Here is a 14,325-nt window from a genome sequence, read left to right as displayed (position 1 = left end):
CTCTTCAGTGGAAAATGACGATTTCGTCGGCGCGGGACATGTTGAGATAGGAGCGCGCCTTCTCATCCAGCATGTCGCGTTCAAGCGAGCCGTCGCTCATCAAGGCCACTTCTTTTTCCAGGATCTGGCGTTGCCGCACGAGCACGTCGACGCGCGCCTGACGCTCAACCCTCTGCCGTTCGAACTCCTCCATCCCCCTGAGGCCGAATTCGCCATGTACGGAATGATAGCCGAAGTAGGAAAGGAATGCGACCGTAATCACCGGTAGTGCCAGCCGGCCGAATTTCCGCTTTTTATGATGTTTGGTCCACATGCAGGTGCCCCGCTACGCAATACGGATTTGACACTAGCGGCAAGCGGTTAACCGACCATTGACCATGATGGACGGGCGACAAAAAAAACCCGCATCCGGAGATGCGGGCTTCGCCGTTTCGGAGAAACTGTTTTTCCGATCAGCCGCGCAGGATGCCGCGGCCAGCGTACTTCGCCTGCGGACCAAGCTGTTCCTCGATGCGGATCAGCTGGTTGTACTTGGCGGTACGGTCAGAGCGGGCGAGCGAGCCGGTCTTGATCTGACCGCAGTTGGTGGCGACAGCGAGGTCGGCGATCGTCGAATCCTCGGTCTCGCCCGAGCGGTGCGACATGACGGCGGTGTAGCTCGCCTTGTGCGCGGTCTCGACGGCGTCGAGCGTCTCGGAGAGCGAGCCGATCTGGTTGACCTTGACGAGGATCGAGTTGGCGACGCCCATCTTGATGCCGTCGCGCAGGCGCGCGGAGTTCGTCACGAACAGGTCGTCGCCGACGAGCTGGACCTTCTTGCCGATCTTGTCGGTCAGCGACTTCCAGCCGTCCCAGTCGTCTTCCGCCATGCCGTCCTCGATCGAGAAGATCGGGTACTTGCCGGCAAGCTCTGCCAGATACTCGGCCATGGCTTCCGGTTCCAGGGTGCGGCCTTCGCCTTCAAGCACGTACTTGCCGTCCTTGAAGAATTCGGTCGAGGCGCAATCGAGCGCGATGTACATGTCTTCGCCCGGCTTGTAGCCGGCCTTCTCGATCGACTTCATGATGAAGTCGAGGGCAGCCGGAGCGGACGCCAGACCCGGCGCGAAGCCACCTTCGTCACCGACATTCGTGTTGTGGCCGTCGGCAGCAAGCTGCTTCTTCAGCGTGTGGAAGACTTCCGAACCCATGCGCACGGCATCGCGGATATTGTCCGCACCGACCGGCACGATCATGAATTCCTGGAAGTCGATCGGGTTGTCGGCATGCGCGCCGCCATTGATGATGTTCATCATCGGCACCGGCAGGACGCGGGCGTTCGGGCCACCGACATAGCGGTAGAGCGGCAGGTTGGCGGCTTCCGCGGCAGCCTTGGCGACGGCGAGCGAAACGCCGAGGATGGCGTTGGCGCCGAGGCGGGCCTTGTTCGGCGTACCATCAAGCTCGTTCATCGCCTGGTCGATCAGGATCTGGTCTTCGGCTTCAAGACCGCCGATCGCTTCGAAGATTTCGCCGTTGACGGCGGCGACGGCATTTTCGACACCCTTGCCGAGGTAGCGCTTGCCACCGTCACGCAGTTCGACGGCTTCATGTGCGCCGGTCGAGGCGCCTGATGGAACGGCCGCGCGGCCGAAGCTGCCATCCTCGAGGTGCACGTCCACTTCAACGGTGGGATTGCCGCGGCTGTCGAGAATCTCGCGGCCGATGATGTCGATGATAGCAGTCATGGAAATCGTCCTGTTTCGGGGTTAGTAAATCGATTAAAATTCACTTTTAATCGACGATGCGGAAATTACAATGGCGCAGGCAGCCGTTGTAAAAAACGGATGGCACGTCTCCATGTCATCCGTTTGAAGCCTCAGCTCTTGGTGATGTCGTCGAAGGCGACGAGCTTTTCGAGAAGCCGCGGCATGTCCTTCAGGTGCACCATGTTCGGGCCATCCGACGGCGCATTGTCCGGATCTTCATGCGTTTCGACGAAGAGGCCGGCAATGCCGACCGCGACGGCGGCCCGCGACAAGGTCTCGACGAACTCGCGCTGGCCACCGGTCGAACCGCCCTGCCCGCCCGGCTGCTGCACGGAGTGGGTCGCGTCGAAGACGACAGGGGCGCCGAGCGAGGCCATGATTGGCAGCGAGCGCATGTCGGAGACGAGCGTGTTGTAGCCGAAGGACGCTCCGCGTTCGCACAGCATGACGTTCGGATTGCCGCTCTCGGTGAACTTGGTGAGCACGTTCTTCATGTCCCAGGGCGCGAGGAACTGGCCCTTCTTGACGTTGATCGCGCGGCCGGTCTTGGCGGCAGCGACGAGCAGGTCCGTCTGGCGCGACAGGAACGCCGGGATCTGCAGCACGTCGACCGTCTCGGCGACGATTGCGCACTGCTCTTCCGTGTGAATATCCGTCAGCACCGGAAAACCGAAATCCTTCTTGAGGTCGGCAAAGATTTCCATTGCCTTCTCCAGCCCGATGCCGCGCTTGCCGGACAGCGAGGTGCGGTTCGCCTTGTCGTAGGAGGATTTGTAGACGAGGCCGATGCCGAGCTTGTCGGTCATTTCGACGAGCGCCTCGGCCATCATGTAGGCGTGGTCACGGCTCTCCATCTGGCAGGGGCCGGCGATCAGCGAGAAGCGTTCGGTCTGCGAGAAGGTGACCTTCTTCGGGCCTTCGCCGACGACAACGGTGGAATTGGTTTTCATCTCATTCTCCAAAGACGAAGTGGACACCCTGCCCCGGCGCCGGTGGCACCATCAGGCGGCCGTCCCGCTCCTTAAAGGCGACGCCGCGCTCCGTCAGCAGGCGGCGACAATCGGACAGGTTGGAAGTCTTGAACACGACCGCCCGCCCCTTGAGGCCACGGTCCGTGCCCACAACCGGCGGAATGCCATAGAATCCTTCAAGGCCGGCATCGTTCAGCACGGTGATGCGGCCGCGCGGCGTATCGACGGACATGCCGAAGGACAGGGCCTCGACCTCGCGCTCATCGGCCGCTTCCTGCACGAGGTACTGGAAGTCGGTCGGGTTCTGCTCGGACAGCACGACCTCCGAGAGCGCCACGACACCATTCTCATGCGCTTCCAGCGACTTGCGGTCGGAGGGCAGCGGCAGGATGCGTTGCGAGGCGAAGAAGAGGAAATCCGGGCTGCGCTGGTCGGCGGCAAAGGCCAGTCGAAAACTGCCGGTCGCCGATGTGCCGTCGGGCAGCAGCATGTCGCGGGAGAATTCCAGCACCTCACCGCCCGAAAGGCCGGCCGTCGTGTAGCGCTGGTCGTCTTCCCAGGCGTCGCTGCTCGCCATGGCGATGCCGGAAAAGCCTTCTATGCCGCGGCGGAAACGAAAGGCCTGGTCGCGCGCGACGAAGACATTGCCCTTGCGGGCGGCTTCCTCGCACTCCTCGCGATTGGCAATACCGAGCGGCTCCAGATAGCTGCCGTCGGAGAGGAAGACGCAACAGTTTTCCGTCCCGAAGGGATGGCGCGCGTCCTTGGCGACGGTGAAACCGAGCGCCGTCAGACGCTCGCGGGCAACACCGAGATCGGACACCGGCAACACCAGATGGTCGATCGGGCGAGGCGTTCTCGAACTCACGGTCATGGGTAAAATCCGGTCGTGTTTCAGGCGCCCCGTGCTTTGCATGCTTTCGGTCCGCAATGCAAGCACCAGCATGACAGGCGGAGACGCCCGGAACTTTTCCATCCGCCAGCCATTCCAGACCACCTTCCGCACCGGAGCATTCCCATTTCAAAGTCCGATGACATCACCCGCCAGCGCGATCTGCACGAATCCCGCCCCCTTTGGGCCGACTCGCCCCGCATCGCGCTTCACACGAAGCAAACGCCATCGAGGGATGACTACGACGTCATCATCGTCGGCGCCGGCATTTCCGGTGCCCTGATGGCGCATGCGCTGGCGGATGGAAAACGCTCCGTGCTCGTGGTCGACCGCCGCCAACCCGTGCATGGCAGCACGCTCGCCAGCACCGCGATGATCCAGCACGAAATCGACATCCCGCTCCACAAACTCGCCGGCATGATCGGCGCGGAAAAGGCCGCCCGCGCCTGGCAGCGCTCGGCGCGCGCCGTGGAGCAGTTGACACACATCGTCGCCGATCTCAGCCTTTCCTGCGGCTTCGAGCGTAAGAAGACGCTCTTCCTTGCGGGCGACGAATATGGCGCCCGCGCCCTGCGCACCGAAGTCGATGCGCGTCATGCAGCCAATATCGAGGCCGATTTTCTCGACGCCGCCGGCCTCGCCGAGCGTTTTTCCCTCAATCGCACCGGCGCTATTCTTAGCGACATTTCCGCCTCGGCAAACCCGGCCCAGATGGCCGCCGGCATCCTGCGCGCGGCGGCAAGGCGCGGGGTGGAACTCGTCAACCCGCTCGAAATCACCGATGTGCGCTCAACGACTCAAGGTGTCTTCCTCGCCACGGCCGACGGCAAGATTCTCGCCGCCCGCCACGCCGTCTTCTGCTCGGGTTACGAGTTCCTGGAGACACTTGCGCACAAGGACCACGCCATCATCTCTACCTGGGCGCTCGCCACGCCACCCGGAATTGCCCTGCCGGACTGGCTGAAGGACTGCATCGTCTGGGAAGGCGCCGATCCCTATCTCTATCTGCGCCGCTCGCGCGACGGCCGGCTGGTAGCCGGCGGCGAGGACGAGGAGAGCGAAGACGCCTTCGCCTCGCCGCAGAAGCTGAAAAACAAGGCGACAACCATCCGCAGGAAAGTCGAAGCCCTGCTCGGCCTCTCCCTGCCGGCGCCGCAATATACCTGGGCTGCCCCCTTTGGTACGACCCGCACCGGCTTGCCGCTGATCGGGCGCGTTCCCGGCATGGACAACGTGTTCGCCGTCATGGGCTTTGGCGGCAACGGCATCACCTTCAGCCAGATCGCCGCAGAGATCGTTTCGTCGGAGATCGCCGGCCATGGCGATGCGGACGCGGACCTCTTCGCCTTCAGTCCAGGCACTACCTGACAAAACGCCTTTCGGAAGGCCGCGCTATGCACGATGACGGTCGTGCGCAATCACTTTCAACGGGAGTATGCGCTCAGGAGCGGAAGCGTTTGCGATAGTCTCCCGGCGTCAGCCCGACGATTCGGGCAAAAACTTTCCGGAAGGCGCCGGGATCGTTATAGCCGACGTCCACCGCCACGTTGTCGACCGAGCGCGTGGTGAATTGCAGCATTTCCTGGGCCTTCGCTACCCGCAGTCGCTGGCAATAGTCCGTCGTCGTCAGCCCCGTCGCCTTGCGAAAACGCCGAAGGAAGGTGCGCTCTTCGAGCCCCGCCTGCGCAGCGAGCCCCTCAAGGCCGATCTCCTTCGCCTCCGTCGCCTGCAGAAAATGCTGCACCTTTAGGATCGCCGCATCGCCATGCAGCAGGCGCGGCGAGAAGGTGCTGTAGTAGCGCTGCTCCCGCCCCGGCGGATCGATGACGAATTGCCGCGCGATCTCCAGCATGATCGTGGGCCCGAGAAAACGGTCGATCAGTTTCAGCCCGAGATCGACCCAGGCCATGACGCCACCGGCCGTGACGATGTCACCATCGTCGCTGAGCAGCCGATCGGTATCGACATGAACATCGGGAAAACGCACTTCGAAGGTCTCGGCAATCACCCAGTTGGTGGTAATCGTCCGGCCGGTCAGCAGCCCCGTCTCGCCAAGCAAAAAGGCCCCGGCACAGATCGAGGCGAGCTGAATGCCATTGGCATGGCATTCGCGCAGCCAGGCGGCGAAGGGCGCCGCGTCCTCCCGGCGGACGGGATCGCCAAGTGCGGGCGGCAGCACGAGAACACAGGGCCGCGGCGCCCCGGTCGGGAGAGCACTCGCTTCGATGCGCACCGGCCGCCCGTCCTCCAGCCTCCAGTGGCTGACCCCGAGTACCGGCCCGGCCTCGCCCTTCCGGCCGGCCAGTTCCATCGCCGAATTGAAGAGATCGGTCATGCCGAGCACGGCCGCCATCTGCACGCCGGGATAAAGCACCAGTCCAATCTCGGCTGCGACTGCCATGTCACTTTCACCCTGTATTATGTCGATATCGCCAATGGCGAGAGATGGCAGGCCCGGGGCAGAATGTCCATGACATCAATCATGTGCAGAAGGGATCTCCCATGAGCAAACGCGCCGTCATCATCGTCGACCTCCAGAAGGACTATCTCGCCTCCGGCAGCTTCGCGCTGACCGGCATCGATGCCGCCACCGCCAACGCCGCCCGCGTCGTCGACGCCGCACGCGGCAAAGGTGACCGGATCATCCACGTTCATCACGTGTCGAAGGAGGCGGACTCACCGCTCTTTGCCCCGAACACCGACGGCATCCATCCGATCCCGGCGGTAGCGCCGCAGACGGGCGATACGGTCGTGGTCAAGAATTTTCCGAATTCCTTCCGCGAAACGACACTCCAGCAGACCTTGCAGGACGGAGGCATCGAAGAGGTCGTGGTGGTCGGTGCGATGAGCGACGTCTGCATCGACGCGACCGCCCGCGCCGCCGCCGATCTCGGTTACGGGCTCACCGTCGTGCACGATGCCTGCGCCACGCGCGACAAGGCGTTTGGTGATTCGGTCGTGCCCGCCGCACAGGTTCACGCCACGATCATGTCAGCGCTCGAATTCGGCTACGGCAAAGTCACGACGACGGCCGAATTCCTGTCTTGAATCCGAGAAGCATCTGAAAAAACCTGAAAAATGGCCATCTCCGCTCCGGCGGGGATGGCCAGCCGAAGACGGAAGCCTGCGGAAATCACCGTCCGTCGAACGCGCGTATTGCGGCGCGTCATTCGCCTGTCATGTGACAATGATGTCTCTTCCCGCGTGAATGCACCCGGCAGCCGCCAGGACCGGCGCCAAGCGGAGTACGCGTTGAATGGACATGGCTCAGGCCTTCGCCCTTGCCTCGGGCGCTCTTGTCGCGACCAACCTCGCCAGCATCGTGATCGCCGGCAAGCGGCTGAAACCAGCCGACGCCGCACCGCCGACAATCGACGAAAAGCCACCGGTCTCGATCGTCGTTCCCGTCCGCGGCATCGAGAATTTTACGGCCGAAACGCTGGACCGTGCCTTTCGCCTGACCTGGCCGGACTATGAATTGCTGTTCTGCGTCGCCCATGCCGGCGACCCCATCATCCCCGAAATCGAGAAGACGGCCGCGCGGCATGCCCATGTCGCTGCGCGTATCCTCGTCGGCGACGACCGCATCAGCGCCAATCCAAAACTCAACAATTGCGTCAAGGGCTGGCAGGCGGCGCGCCATGATTGGGTGATCCTCGCCGATTCCAACGTGCTGATGCCGCCGGATTACATTCAGCACCTGATGGGCGGCTGGCGGACCGATTCGGGCCTGGTCTGCTCGACGCCGCTCGGCTCGCGGCCGGATGGCTTCTGGGCGGAGGTGGAATGCATGTTCCTCAACACCCAGCAGGCACGCTGGCAATATGCCGGCGAAGCGCTGGGGCTCGGCTTTGCGCAGGGCAAGAGCATGCTCTGGTACAAGCCCATGCTCGATGCGAATGGCGGCATCCATGCGCTGAGCGCGGAAATCGCCGAGGATGCGGCCTCCACCAAGCTCGTTAGCCGGCTCGGCCTGAAGGTTCACCTCGTCTCCTCGCCCTTCGAGCAACCGCTGGGGCGCCGCACGGGGCACGACATCTGGTCACGCCAGTGCCGCTGGTCGCGCCTGCGCCGCGTGACTTTCCCGAGTTTCTTCACCCCGGAAATCCTGCTCGGCGCCATCCCGCCGCTGCTACTGGCGCTTGTCGCAGCCATGATGTCCGACGCAACGCTTGCGCCGGCCGCACTTCTGGTGCTCGCGGCCATCTACCTGCCGGAAGTGGCGCTTGCACTTGCCAAGGGCTGGCGGCTCTCCGTCTGGTCCGTCCCGGCCATGATCGTCCGCGATTGTATGATGCCGGCCATCTGGCTGCGCAGCTGGGTCGGCGGCAATATCGACTGGCGCGGCAACACGATGACGATCGGCACCACTGCCTGCGAACTGAAGGAAGCGCCGGCCGGATCGTAAAAGCCCGGTCAGCTCTTCAGGCAAAGCCCTTCCAGCAGCGTTCGAAAACCCTGCACCGCGCGCCGGGAGGTTTCTTCCGGCGCCTCCGACTTGGCGATCCACAAGGCGGCATGGCTGCTGGCGCCGTTGATCAGGCGAGCCGCCGCCTCCGTATCGATATCCGCCATCACGCCATCGGCCTTCAATTCCTCGATGCTGCGGCTGAGGGCAGCGATGCAACCGCTTGTGGTCTGCCATTGCGACACGTCGCCGAGCACTGCCGGCCCATCGCGAAACATGATGCGCTGAATTTCCGGCTCCAGCGCCATCTCGATATAGGCGACGCATTCTGCAACGAACCCTTGCCAGCGATTTGGAGCCGCTGCCGAAACCTGGTGCAGCCGCGTCGTCATTTCCGCGTCGATTTCCCGGATGACCGCCTGGAGAAGCCCCTTCTTGTCGCCGAAGTGGTGGTACAGCGCGCCGCGCGTCAGCCCGGCGCCCGCCGTGAAGTCATCCATCGACGCATCTGCATAGCCCACGGTTCCGAAAGCCAGCCGCCCGGCAGCAATCAGCTTGGCCTTCGTTTCTGCAATCATTTCCTCGCGCGGTTTGCGCATGGCATTTTCCTTTCACATACGCCGCGTATTTTATTTGACATACGCCACGTATGCAACTATCTCTTCGACATACGCCACGTATGTAAGTGGCAGGACGGTTCATTTTCAGGAGCAGGCCATGGCCAACCCGTACAAAGAGATTTTCAGCGTGCCCGGAACGAAAGGCTTTTCCGCCGCCGGTTTCCTCGCACGCCTTCCCATCGCCATGGCGCCGATCGGCATCGTCGCCATGCTGTCGCAGACCCACGGTGAGTACTGGCTCGCCGGCGCCGTGTCCGCCACCTTCGCGCTGACCAACGCACTGATCTCGCCGCAGGTCTCCCGCCTCGTCGATCGCTACGGCCAGGCGGCCGTGCTGACACCGGCGACCATCATCGCCGTCATCGCCTTCCTGGCGCTGATCATCGGCACCAACCAGGGTTGGCCCGTCTGGACGCTCTTCGTCTCCGCCTTCCTCGCCGCCGCCATGCCCAGCATGCCCGCCATGCTGCGCGCCCGCTGGAGCGACATTTTCCGCGATCGCCCGGAACTCAACACCGCCTTCGCCTTCGAATCGGCGGCCGATGAACTGGTCTACATTGCCGGCGCCTCGCTGTCGGTCGGTCTCGCCGTGGCACTCTTCCCCGAAGCCGGCATGCTGATCAGCACCGCCTTCCTCGCCATCGGCACGCTCGCCTTCGTGCTGCAGCGCTCCACCCAACCGGCGGTCCGCCATGTCGCCGGCAGCACGCCACAGAAATCGGCGATCCGTCTCCGCCCCGTACAGATCATTACGCTCGCCCTCATTTTCGTCGGCTCCACCTTCGCAACGGCGGAAGTCAGCGCAGTGGCGATCACCAAGGAACTCGGCCAACCGAATGCCGCCAGCCTCGTCATCGGCGTCTACGCCGTCGGCTCCTTCGTCGTTGGCCTCATCCTGGGCGCCCTGAACCCGAAGATGGCACTCCAGAAGCAATTGATGATCGCCGTCGCCATCCTGGCGCTGACTGCGCTGCCCCTGCCCTTCGCAGGCACGGTTCCTATGCTCGCAATCGCAGTCTTCCTCAGCGGTGTCGCCATCTCGCCGACCTTCATCACCGCCTTCGGCATCGTCGAGCGTCGCGTGCCGGAAAGCATGCTGACCGAGGGCGTCACCTGGGTCACCACCGGCATCGGCATCGGCATGGCCCTGGGCGCCTTCGTCGCCGGCTGGGCGGTCGATAACTTCGGCGCGCAGAACGGCTTCTGGGTCTCCGTCGCCGCCGGCCTCGGCGCCGTCCTCACCATCGGGCTTGGCCAGCGCGTACTTGCCGGCGAGGATTGCGATGACGGGGTCTGCCCGCTGGTGCAAGCCGCTGAATAAACAAAAAAGCCCGGCAGAGATGCCGGGCTTTTTCATTTTGAATGGATTGCCTCAGACGAGGCGGCTCTGTTCCAGCGCCGCTTCCACGAAGCTCGCAAAGAGCGGGTGCGGATCGAGCGGGCGGCTCTTCAGTTCCGGGTGGTACTGGACACCGATGAACCACGGATGATCCGGATATTCCACCGTCTCCGGCAGAACGCCGTCCGGCGACATGCCGGAGAAGACGAGGCCACAGCCTTCCAGCCGGTCCTTGTAGTCGACGTTCACCTCGTAGCGGTGACGGTGACGTTCGGAAATATCCGTCGAGCCGTATATATCGGCAATCTTGGTGCCGCCCTTCAGCGTCGCGCGATAGGCGCCAAGACGCATCGTGCCGCCGAGATCGCCCGACGCGGAACGCTTCTCCAGATCGTTGCCCTTCACCCATTCCGTCATCAGGCCGACGACCGGCTCGGCCGTCTTGCCGAATTCCGTGGACGACGCCTTTTCAAGGCCGGCGAGATTGCGTGCCGCTTCCACGACCGCCATCTGCATGCCGAAGCAGATGCCAAAATACGGCACCTTGCGCTCGCGGGCAAAGCGCGCCGCGTTGATCTTGCCCTCGGAACCGCGCTCGCCAAAACCGCCGGGAACGAGGATGCCGTGCACCTTCTCCAGATACGGTGCCGGATCTTCCTTTTCGAAGACCTCCGACTCGATCCATTCAAGCTTGACCTTGACGTGGTTGGCGATGCCACCGTGGTAGAGCGCCTCGATCAGCGATTTGTAGGCATCCTTGAGGCCGGTATACTTGCCGACGATGGCGATCGTAACCTCGCCTTCCGGCGTCTTGATGCGATCAGAAACCGTCTGCCAGGCTTCGAGACGCGGCTTCGGCGCCGGCTCGATGCCGAAGGCGGCGAGCACCTCGTCGTCCAGGCCTTCCTTGTGGTAGGCGAGCGGCACGTCGTAGATCGACGCAACATCGAGCGCCTGGATCACGGCGGTCTGGCGCACGTTGCAGAACAGCGAGAGCTTCTTGCGCTCGGCTTCCGGGATTTCCCGGTCGGCACGCACCAGCAGGATGTCCGGATGGATGCCCATGGCCTGCAGCTCCTTGACGGAGTGCTGCGTCGGCTTGGTCTTGAGCTCGCCAGCAGCCGGAATGTAGGGCATCAGCGTCAGGTGGACATAGACGGCCGTGCCGCGCGGCAGATCGTTGCCAAGCTGGCGGATCGCCTCGATGAAGGGCATGGCCTCGATGTCGCCCACCGTGCCGCCGATCTCACAGATAACGAAATCGTAGTCTTCGTTGCCATCGGTGACGAAGTTCTTGATTTCGTTGGTAACGTGCGGGATGACCTGCACGGTCGCGCCGAGATAGTCGCCGCGGCGTTCCTTGTCGATGATGTTCTTGTAGATGCGACCAGTGGTGATGTTGTCGGTCTTCGTGGCCGAACGCCCGGTAAAGCGCTCATAGTGGCCGAGGTCGAGGTCGGTTTCCGCACCGTCGTCTGTGACGAACACCTCGCCGTGCTGCGTCGGGCTCATGGTGCCCGGATCGACATTGAGATAGGGGTCTAGCTTCCGGAGGCGAACGCGGTAACCGCGAGCCTGAAGGAGAGCTCCGAGTGCAGCGGCAGCGATGCCTTTTCCGAGGGAAGAAACCACGCCGCCTGTGATGAATACATATCGCGCCATGGGAGTCACCGAATACCTTTTCAAAATCGATTCCGCCACCGAAAAATCACCTTGGGCGTGATTTCGGAAGGCGCAATCGGCGTTTTACACAAGAAGAAGGCCGGTTGGGTTTCGCCAACCGGCCGGTTTGTCTTTTAGTCCTTGCAGCTTACTGGCCGCTCGGGACGCCGGAATTCTGTTCCGTGCCCGTTGCGCCGCCCGTCGTACCGGTGCCGGTCGTGGTGGGCGTATTGCCAGTGCCGGTGCCGGTTCCGGTTGCCGCGCCACCTTCGGTCGGAACGGCGTCGGTGCCGGTCGTCGCAGGCGTCTGGTTGTTCTGCGTGCCCTGGCTCTGTTCGCCGCCGCCGAGCGCGTCAAGAACGCCGCCCGTGCCGGTCGTGCCCGGGATACGGTCGAGAATGTCGGTCGGCTGCGTCTCGTAGCGTGCGATGATGCCCATACCAAGCGCCAGAACGAAGAACAGCGTGGCGAGGATGGCCGTGGTGCGCGTCAGGGCATTGGCCGTGCCGCGCGCCGACATGAAGCCGGAGCCGCCGCCGATGCCGAGGCCGCCGCCTTCAGAGCGCTGGATCAGCACGACGCCGATCAGCGCGACGACGACCATGAGATAGATGACGAGCAAAATGGTCTGCATGTTTCAGGATCCCGGCCAGACGGCCCAAATTTCAGGTTTGCGGCTCAATATACCAAGCCGCGCACCATTCCAAGCCCTACCAGTCAATCCACCTGCCCTTTTGCAGGCAGGCGAAACAAGCTTCAGGCTGTGAGCTCTTCGTATGCCCGGTAGATGGCAAGGAAGTCGTCCGATTTCAAGCTTGCGCCGCCGATCAGCGCGCCATCGACATTGGCGACCCCCATCAGCTCCCTGGCGTTGCCGGGCTTTACCGAGCCGCCATAGAGAATGCGCATCTTGGCGCCCTCGCCGGCAAAACGGGCCGTCAGTTCGGCGCGCATGAAGGCGTGCGCCTCTTCCACGTCTGCCGCCGTCGGCGTCAGACCCGTGCCGATCGCCCAGACCGGTTCATAGGCGATGACGGTGTTTTCCGCCGTCGCGGCGTCCGGCACGGAGCCGTCAAGCTGGGTCTTCAGCACGTCCAGCGTCTTGCCGTCCTTGCGCTCGTCCCCGGTTTCGCCGATGCAGACGATGGCGACGAGGTCGTTTTCGTGGGCGATCTCGGCCTTGGCACGGATCAGTGCATCGCTTTCCTTGTGGTCGGTGCGGCGCTCGGAATGCCCCACGATGACGTGGGTGCCGAAGCAGTCGGCGATCATTTCCGCCGAAACGTCACCCGTGTGCGCGCCGGATGCCTTTTCATGGCAGTCCTGCGCACCGATCAGAAGCGGGCTGTCGTCGCAGAGTGCGGTCGCCACATAGAGCAGCGTCGCCGGCGGGCAGATCAGCGCCTCGACCTTCTCAGAGAGCGGCCCCTTCACGCCTTCGGCCATCGCCTTGATCTGGTCGAGCGATGCACGCGTGCCGTTCATCTTCCAGTTCCCGGCAACAAGCGGGGTTACGTCCGGTGTCATGAGGCCTCCCTATCCATAAAATCGGTCGCTTGCGGCGTAGCAAATCGAAGCCTATTGCGCAAACAGCCAGTTGAGCGTTTCCCGCCAGTCCGTCATGCGCACGGGCGTGCCGTGGCCGCCGGTCTGGAACAGCACGAAGCGCGCCGGTACACCGGCCTTGCGCAGCTTGCGGAACACGGTGATCTGGTCATTGGCGGCATAGACACTGTCGCTGTCGCCGTGGGTGAAATAGACCGGCAGCTTCGCCTTGAAGGCCGGCGTCTTCGCATAGTCGCCATCCGCCGCGCCACCCATCAGCACCATGCCGGCAAGGCTTTTGACCGCTACCGGATCGCGCGCGACGCGGGCGCAGATGAAACTGCCCATCGAGGCGCAGGCGAGAATGACCGGCGCATTCGGCGAGAGCGCCTTGGCGGTGAGGATGAGGCCCGAAACGCGCGCCGCACCCGCGTCATCGAAAGACGGCACGCTCGGCGCATAATAGACGCCGCCACCACGCACCGCGAGGTTCTTCAGCCGGTTGAAATTGCCGCCGAAATTCCAGTCGTTGCTGCCGAGCCGGCGATCGCCGCCGCGGCCATGGATGAAGATGACGCTGAAGGCCGCCCCCTCGCCCTTGCCCGTCATCGAAACGTCGATCGGCCCTGCCGGTGTATCGATCGTTGCGTTCTGTTGCGCTTTCTTTACCGCCGTCGACACATAGGCGGCCTTTACACGACGCTCCGGCACCTGATCGCGGCCGTTGATGTCGCGCAGTTCCTGGTAGTCGACAACGCGAAGCGCCCCGTCATCCGACGTTTCCACCACATCGCCATAGGTAAACAGCGCATCCTTCCAGGCATCGAGCGTCAGTGCGGCCGCGTCCTGCACGGCCATTCCGGCGAACAGCGCCGCCAGAACCAGCCGGCGAAAGCAATGAACTGTGGACTGAGGCATGAACTGGCGCTCCCTTGCGGTGGCGATACTTGCCATCCGCCCACGCGCAACGCAATCCTCGGCAAGCGGTTGGCGAGGCTTCGCGCATGTGCCGCCGGGTGGAATCGCTCGGCGTCGCACGATGCGGCGGAAAATCAGACAGGGTGGCAGACCGGATTCAGCCGGTTATTCGCCAGTCTGTCATCGCGAAACCCCACGGAATCTGGCAGAGTCGTTGGTGAT

General features: G+C 63.3%; 14 protein-coding genes. 4 read left to right on the top strand and 10 right to left on the bottom strand.

The window, feature by feature from the left end:
* Nucleotides 1-4: 4 nt before the first annotated feature.
* The 4 genes from BSY16_RS05295 to BSY16_RS05280 form a co-directional block, all read right to left on the bottom strand.
* Entirely contained in the window at nt 5-313 is a 309-nt protein-coding gene (locus tag BSY16_RS05295) for an FtsB family cell division protein (protein ID WP_069058690.1), read from the bottom strand.
* A 139-nt stretch (nt 314-452) separates the two neighbouring features.
* Complete coding sequence (gene eno / locus BSY16_RS05290; RefSeq protein WP_069058689.1) at nt 453-1,727, bottom strand: phosphopyruvate hydratase; 1,275 nt, start codon at nt 1,725-1,727, stop codon at nt 453-455.
* Between the two features lie 131 nt (nt 1,728-1,858).
* Nucleotides 1,859-2,698 (bottom strand): 3-deoxy-8-phosphooctulonate synthase, encoded by an 840-nt coding sequence (gene kdsA, locus BSY16_RS05285; RefSeq protein ID WP_069058688.1) that lies wholly within the window; start codon nt 2,696-2,698, stop codon nt 1,859-1,861.
* 1 nt (nt 2,699) lies between these two features.
* Entirely contained in the window at nt 2,700-3,593 is an 894-nt protein-coding gene (locus tag BSY16_RS05280; RefSeq protein ID WP_069058687.1) for a VOC family protein, read from the bottom strand.
* 144 nt (nt 3,594-3,737) lie between these two features.
* Here BSY16_RS05280 and BSY16_RS05275 point away from each other — a divergent pair, with 144 nt between their 5' ends.
* On the top strand, nt 3,738-4,979 hold the full coding sequence (locus tag BSY16_RS05275; RefSeq protein ID WP_069061390.1) for an NAD(P)/FAD-dependent oxidoreductase: 1,242 nt from the start codon (nt 3,738-3,740) through the stop codon (nt 4,977-4,979).
* Nucleotides 4,980-5,052: 73 nt separating this feature from the next.
* Here BSY16_RS05275 and BSY16_RS05270 read toward each other — a convergent pair whose 3' ends face one another.
* On the bottom strand, nt 5,053-6,012 hold the full coding sequence (locus BSY16_RS05270; RefSeq protein WP_069058686.1) for a GlxA family transcriptional regulator: 960 nt from the start codon (nt 6,010-6,012) through the stop codon (nt 5,053-5,055).
* 101 nt (nt 6,013-6,113) lie between these two features.
* Here BSY16_RS05270 and BSY16_RS05265 point away from each other — a divergent pair, with 101 nt between their 5' ends.
* Together BSY16_RS05265 and BSY16_RS05260 are read left to right on the top strand one after the other, a co-directional pair.
* A complete protein-coding gene (locus tag BSY16_RS05265; protein WP_069058685.1) occupies nt 6,114-6,659 on the top strand; it encodes a cysteine hydrolase family protein in 546 nt (181 codons plus the stop codon).
* Between the two features lie 208 nt (nt 6,660-6,867).
* Entirely contained in the window at nt 6,868-8,019 is a 1,152-nt protein-coding gene (locus BSY16_RS05260) for a glycosyltransferase (RefSeq protein ID WP_150129880.1), read from the top strand.
* Between the two features lie 8 nt (nt 8,020-8,027).
* Here the strand turns inward: BSY16_RS05260 and BSY16_RS05255 are convergent, their stop codons facing one another.
* Nucleotides 8,028-8,618: a TetR/AcrR family transcriptional regulator gene (locus BSY16_RS05255; protein WP_069058684.1), complete on the bottom strand. Its 591-nt coding sequence runs from the start codon at nt 8,616-8,618 to the stop codon at nt 8,028-8,030.
* Nucleotides 8,619-8,736: 118 nt separating this feature from the next.
* Between BSY16_RS05255 and BSY16_RS05250 the strand changes: the two genes are divergently transcribed.
* Entirely contained in the window at nt 8,737-9,960 is a 1,224-nt protein-coding gene (locus BSY16_RS05250) for an MFS transporter (protein ID WP_069058683.1), read from the top strand.
* Nucleotides 9,961-10,011: 51 nt separating this feature from the next.
* Here the strand turns inward: BSY16_RS05250 and pyrG are convergent, their stop codons facing one another.
* The 4 genes from pyrG to BSY16_RS05230 form a co-directional block, all read right to left on the bottom strand.
* Nucleotides 10,012-11,640 (bottom strand): CTP synthase, encoded by a 1,629-nt coding sequence (pyrG, locus tag BSY16_RS05245; RefSeq protein ID WP_069058682.1) that lies wholly within the window; start codon nt 11,638-11,640, stop codon nt 10,012-10,014.
* Nucleotides 11,641-11,788: 148 nt separating this feature from the next.
* Nucleotides 11,789-12,274: a preprotein translocase subunit SecG gene (secG, locus tag BSY16_RS05240; protein ID WP_069058681.1), complete on the bottom strand. Its 486-nt coding sequence runs from the start codon at nt 12,272-12,274 to the stop codon at nt 11,789-11,791.
* Between the two features lie 122 nt (nt 12,275-12,396).
* Entirely contained in the window at nt 12,397-13,167 is a 771-nt protein-coding gene (gene tpiA, locus BSY16_RS05235; protein ID WP_069058680.1) for a triose-phosphate isomerase, read from the bottom strand.
* Between the two features lie 51 nt (nt 13,168-13,218).
* A complete protein-coding gene (locus tag BSY16_RS05230) occupies nt 13,219-14,103 on the bottom strand; it encodes an alpha/beta hydrolase (RefSeq protein ID WP_069061388.1) in 885 nt (294 codons plus the stop codon).
* Between the last annotated feature and the right edge of the window lie 222 nt (nt 14,104-14,325).

This window comes from Sinorhizobium sp. RAC02 (genome assembly GCF_001713395.1).
Taxonomy (GTDB): Bacteria; Pseudomonadota; Alphaproteobacteria; order Rhizobiales; family Rhizobiaceae; genus Shinella.
Note: the sequence above shows the minus strand (reverse complement) of the source record. Positions and strands in the feature narration are given on the sequence as shown.

Bases quoted from the DNA above. Each gene is read 5' to 3' on its own strand.
- tpiA (WP_069058680.1), bottom strand. From the start codon at position 13,167: ATGACACCGGACGTAACCCCGCTTGTTGCCGGGAACTGGAAGATGAAC.
- eno (WP_069058689.1), bottom strand. From the start codon at position 1,727: ATGACTGCTATCATCGACATCATCGGCCGCGAGATTCTCGACAGCCGC.
- BSY16_RS05255 (WP_069058684.1), bottom strand. From the start codon at position 8,618: ATGCGCAAACCGCGCGAGGAAATGATTGCAGAAACGAAGGCCAAGCTG.
- kdsA (WP_069058688.1), bottom strand. From the start codon at position 2,698: ATGAAAACCAATTCCACCGTTGTCGTCGGCGAAGGCCCGAAGAAGGTC.
- BSY16_RS05295 (WP_069058690.1), bottom strand. From the start codon at position 313: ATGTGGACCAAACATCATAAAAAGCGGAAATTCGGCCGGCTGGCACTA.
- secG (WP_069058681.1), bottom strand. From the start codon at position 12,274: ATGCAGACCATTTTGCTCGTCATCTATCTCATGGTCGTCGTCGCGCTG.
- pyrG (WP_069058682.1), bottom strand. From the start codon at position 11,640: ATGGCGCGATATGTATTCATCACAGGCGGCGTGGTTTCTTCCCTCGGA.
- BSY16_RS05265 (WP_069058685.1), top strand. From the start codon at position 6,114: ATGAGCAAACGCGCCGTCATCATCGTCGACCTCCAGAAGGACTATCTC.
- BSY16_RS05230 (WP_069061388.1), bottom strand. From the start codon at position 14,103: ATGCCTCAGTCCACAGTTCATTGCTTTCGCCGGCTGGTTCTGGCGGCG.
- BSY16_RS05250 (WP_069058683.1), top strand. From the start codon at position 8,737: ATGGCCAACCCGTACAAAGAGATTTTCAGCGTGCCCGGAACGAAAGGC.
- BSY16_RS05280 (WP_069058687.1), bottom strand. From the start codon at position 3,593: ATGACCGTGAGTTCGAGAACGCCTCGCCCGATCGACCATCTGGTGTTG.
- BSY16_RS05270 (WP_069058686.1), bottom strand. From the start codon at position 6,012: ATGGCAGTCGCAGCCGAGATTGGACTGGTGCTTTATCCCGGCGTGCAG.
- BSY16_RS05260 (WP_150129880.1), top strand. From the start codon at position 6,868: ATGGACATGGCTCAGGCCTTCGCCCTTGCCTCGGGCGCTCTTGTCGCG.